Below are 3,765 nucleotides of genomic sequence, written 5' to 3' on the forward strand. Positions count from 1 at the left end.
TGTCGCTTTAGTTTCATGGGTGGATTCGGCCGAAATTGCCTCTCTCGTCGAGGAAATTTCCATTTAACCGGTGGACGGACCTCTTGCTCAATCTGTGGACTCGTTCCGCTCCAGCGTCAATCGTGCGCTTTCCTTTGCCGTTCCGTAGATCCCGCCCATTCGTGAGCCACGGCAATAGTGCGGCACGCCGGAACAGGACGAGGGCGGCCTGCGGCAGGACCGCGCCGGGCACCAGATCTGCTCCAAAGAGATCGTGCAAGACCACCAGCGTCAGAGCCCGCCAGCACACCGACAGGTGCTGAAGAGGCGCAGGCCGACCGACGGCCGCACGGGCCTCGTATGGACAATTCCAACCCGGTTCATCGTACCAGAGCGCGAGGACGGGCCGGGCCGCCCCGTCGCGATCGAGCGGCGCCCACAGAGTGCGAATTGCATGCTCGAGTCGATCGAGACGGCCAGAGTCCCCTCTGACGATTTCGCTGATCTGGCGTTGGAGCTCGAGAACTCCCGCAGCGAAATCCACCTTCAAAGGGTCCTCTGTCTCCCCTCCCCCGCCGGTCAGAACGGTGTCGCACTTGCGACAGAAGGGACGCAACAGGCCATTCAGCATGCGAAAAGAAAGCCTCAGGCGGCCGAGACAGGCGGGGCAGCGGTCCAGAAGCATGGTCCGGTGCGTCGGGCAAACCACCTGCTCCGCCAATCGCCAATTCACCCGAAGATAGGCGTCCCGACCGGCAGCGACATCCGCATCGAAACAAGCAATACAGCTTGGCACCGTCTCGTTCAGAAACCAATCCTGCGGCTGATCAGGATATCGGGACGCCAGTGACCTGCGCCGAAGCCGTTCCGGATCGATCCTACAGGCCTTAGCCCAAAGCCTGAGCAACTCCATATCCGGCACCACATCGTCAGCCTGCCGCGCGCATGCGTCCCTACCCCCCTGCCCCGCCAGGTACACCACCAGCTCAAGAGGCTCCGCCCCGTAGCGCGCGGCAACCCGCGCCATCCAGGACGAAAGCAGTTCGTCCCGGAACGGACGCGGCGCAACTGGCAGTCCGGCCCGCACCATCATGCCCCGACCCGTTGTTGCACGGGCTTTCCCCGCCGCCGAGCGGTCTGGGTCATCGAGACCAGCGGTAGCACCAGATTGTCGCCAAAACTATCCGCGTCGAGGCGCTCCTTGCCCGACCGAACCGCATCTTCCGCCGCCGTCTCGATCAGGCGGAAGATGCGCGCCGTCACACCGGAGGTCAGCTTGTGAATCCGTTCTCTGGCCTCCCCGCTGATCAGATCGGATGCCTCGCGCAAGGGCAGGATGCGTTCAAAACTTTTTAGGAGCCCGGCGAAGGCGGCATCGTTCTGCCAAGGCTTGAGATGGAACGCCTCAAAGCGTTCGGCCAGTTGTGCATCGGTCAACAGTGCCTGCCGAGCCAGGTCTGTTCCGGCACAAACCAGTGGAATCCGAAGATCATTGGCCAGAAACCGGATCGCATTGAGAAAAATCCGCTGTTGCCGAAAGGTTCCGGCCAGCATGCCGTTCACCTCGTCGAGAATGATCATCTTAGCCCCTACGGTCCGCAGCAACGACCGGCAGATATCCTTCTCACGGGCGAGCGTGCCGCCTGTCATCGCCGGCGCGCCCATGCTGGCCAGAAGTTCGCGGTAAAGATCGCGCTCGATGGGCTCAGAAGGCACTTGCGCAACAACCACCGGGCGGTGGTCAACGCCGGTGGTCTGGCTGAACTTCGGAGGGTGGTCGCGTTCGAACTTGCGGACGATCTTGGTTTTACCCATGCCGGTGTCACCGTAGATCAGCAGGCATGGCATCCGGTCACGCGGTGGATAGGTCAACAGGTTCTCCAGACGTGCCAGAGCGACCCCGGACTGATCGAATCCAATCCAACGATCAGCCCGGATCCAGGCAATGCGCTCATCATCCGGCAGCGCCACAAACCGGCGGTAGGTCGGATCGAGATGTGCAAATGCGCTGCCTTCGGTCACGACCATTCCTCAACTTCGAACCCCGGGTGGTCCCTGAGCACATTCTCGCTGTCCTTGGGCTCCGGACCGGCATCTACAGCCTCGTAGCCCTCTACCCCATCAAGCGCTCGGTCCCGCCGCTCGGAAAACCGCCTGGCCTCCCGTGTCCTGATGCTGGCAGCATCAACCAAGGCGCGCTGCTCCTCGATCACCGCGAATATGAGGTCTTCGTCCTCGAGCGCGCGCCCGCGCTCGCGCAAAATCGCCTGCGCACGGCGATGCTCCGCAAGGGTGATGGACGGATGGCGCAGGTCCGCAAACCGCACAGCATAGCGCTGACCCTCAGGGCTCCGGACAAAGACTGTGGAGAGGTCGCGAGGATCGTAGGACACGCGCAATTGCCGGTCCTGCCGACCAGCCCAGAGGCTCAGGACATCGTCCCAATACCGCAGGCCGAAGAGATGGATGCCATCGCGGCGTACCATGCGTTCCGTGCTCGGCAGGAAGTCGATCCGGAACCCCTCGGGATCGTAAGGCCGGCGCAATGGTGCCTCGCGCCGCCCATAGGCCTCGTTCCAGGCCGCGACTGGCGGAATGCCGAGCGAGCGGTGCCGTTCAGCATGATAACGGGTGATTTCCAACGCCAACCAATGCTCCAGCTCGTCGAGTGTCATCGCCGACTTGCCCACGGAATCATAGTCGCCGCGGTCCTTGATGCTGCTGAAGGTCGATCCCGGCAGCAGGTGGACCGCCCCCATCATCGTGCCGATCAGCCGCTCGATGTGACCGCCGTAATGTGGCGCCCCGATCGGCCGATACTGCAACGAAATCCCGTGCTCTTCCGCCCCGCGTTTCATCGCCCTTGAGCGGAATTCCTTGGCATTGTCGACGTGAATGGTCTCCGGCAATCCCTCGGCTGGCCAGTCCGTGTCGATCCCCAAGCTCTCCAGCCAATCGGATTTAGGCTGCACCAGGTGCTGAATGGCCAGGGCCACCGACAAGGTCGATGGCGGCTCCAGCGTCAGGTAAAACCCTGCCACCATACGGCTGGCGACGTCGATGGCGAGCGTCAGCCAGGGCCGTTGCAAAGGCTTCCGATGAACCCGATCTACGACGATGACGTCCACCAGCGTATGGTCGATCTGAACCACCTCGTAGGCCCGTTCGACCTGATAGCTACCCGGAACCGGGTGATGGCGCTGGCGAGCGGCCTTGGCACCCTCACGTGCAACCGTAAGCTCGGCCGGATCTATCGCCGCCACGCGGTCCCGCAGCGTGGTCCAGCACGGGGGACGCAAACCCCTCTGACTGCACCGCCTGCGCACCTCCTTTTGCAGGGCGTTGATGCTCGGCTTCTGGAGAGACTTGTAGAACTCCTCGATCGCCCCCGAAATCACCGCTTCAATCTCGTCAGGCAGCCGGCGGCTGCCAGTCTGTGTCCCAACCTGAGCCGCCAGCAAGGAACTGGCGACCGGGCGCGCCTTGTACGCTGAGATCAATTCGTACAGGCGAGAGCGCTTGAGACCAAGATCGCGGCAGGCCTTTAGGAATTCGGCACGGTTCGGTGGCGCCTTGCTTGCAAGGCGGCGGATCACAGCTTCCCGCGCAACCGCCTGTTCCCACGCAGCATCGTCGACGGCGTTGATGTCTGATCGATCCACCATGGCCAAACCCGGAAAATAAGTGTCTTATGTCCGATAATGAAACTATAATCCGGGAATGAAACAAGAACATGAACACAATAATATCAATACGTTAGTGTCCACTCATGGAACAAGAACGACA

Annotated in this window: 3 protein-coding genes; all 3 read right to left on the bottom strand. The window is 61.9% G+C overall.

Going from position 1 to position 3,765, the window contains the following annotated elements; genetic code table 11:
• Nucleotides 1-13 precede the first annotated feature (13 nt).
• Genes QQL78_RS20075 through QQL78_RS20085 form a run of 3 tightly spaced genes read right to left on the bottom strand, consistent with a single transcriptional unit; the run spans nucleotide 14 to nucleotide 3,644 of the window.
• Nucleotides 14-1,072 (bottom strand): TniQ family protein, encoded by a 1,059-nt coding sequence (locus tag QQL78_RS20075; RefSeq protein WP_244867379.1) that lies wholly within the window; start codon nucleotides 1,070-1,072, stop codon nucleotides 14-16.
• Nucleotides 1,069-2,007, bottom strand: a complete 939-nt coding sequence (locus QQL78_RS20080; RefSeq protein ID WP_284376498.1) for a TniB family NTP-binding protein — start codon at nucleotides 2,005-2,007, stop codon at nucleotides 1,069-1,071. Before QQL78_RS20080 ends, QQL78_RS20075 begins: the two co-directional genes overlap by 4 nt.
• Nucleotides 1,998-3,644: a Mu transposase C-terminal domain-containing protein gene (locus tag QQL78_RS20085; protein ID WP_284376500.1), complete on the bottom strand. Its 1,647-nt coding sequence runs from the start codon at nucleotides 3,642-3,644 to the stop codon at nucleotides 1,998-2,000. The genes QQL78_RS20080 and QQL78_RS20085 overlap by 10 nt, the downstream gene beginning before the upstream one ends.
• Between the last annotated feature and the right edge of the window lie 121 nt (nucleotides 3,645-3,765).

The sequence above is a fragment of the Sulfitobacter pacificus genome (assembly GCF_030159975.1).
GTDB lineage: Bacteria > Pseudomonadota > Alphaproteobacteria > Rhodobacterales > Rhodobacteraceae > Sulfitobacter > Sulfitobacter pacificus.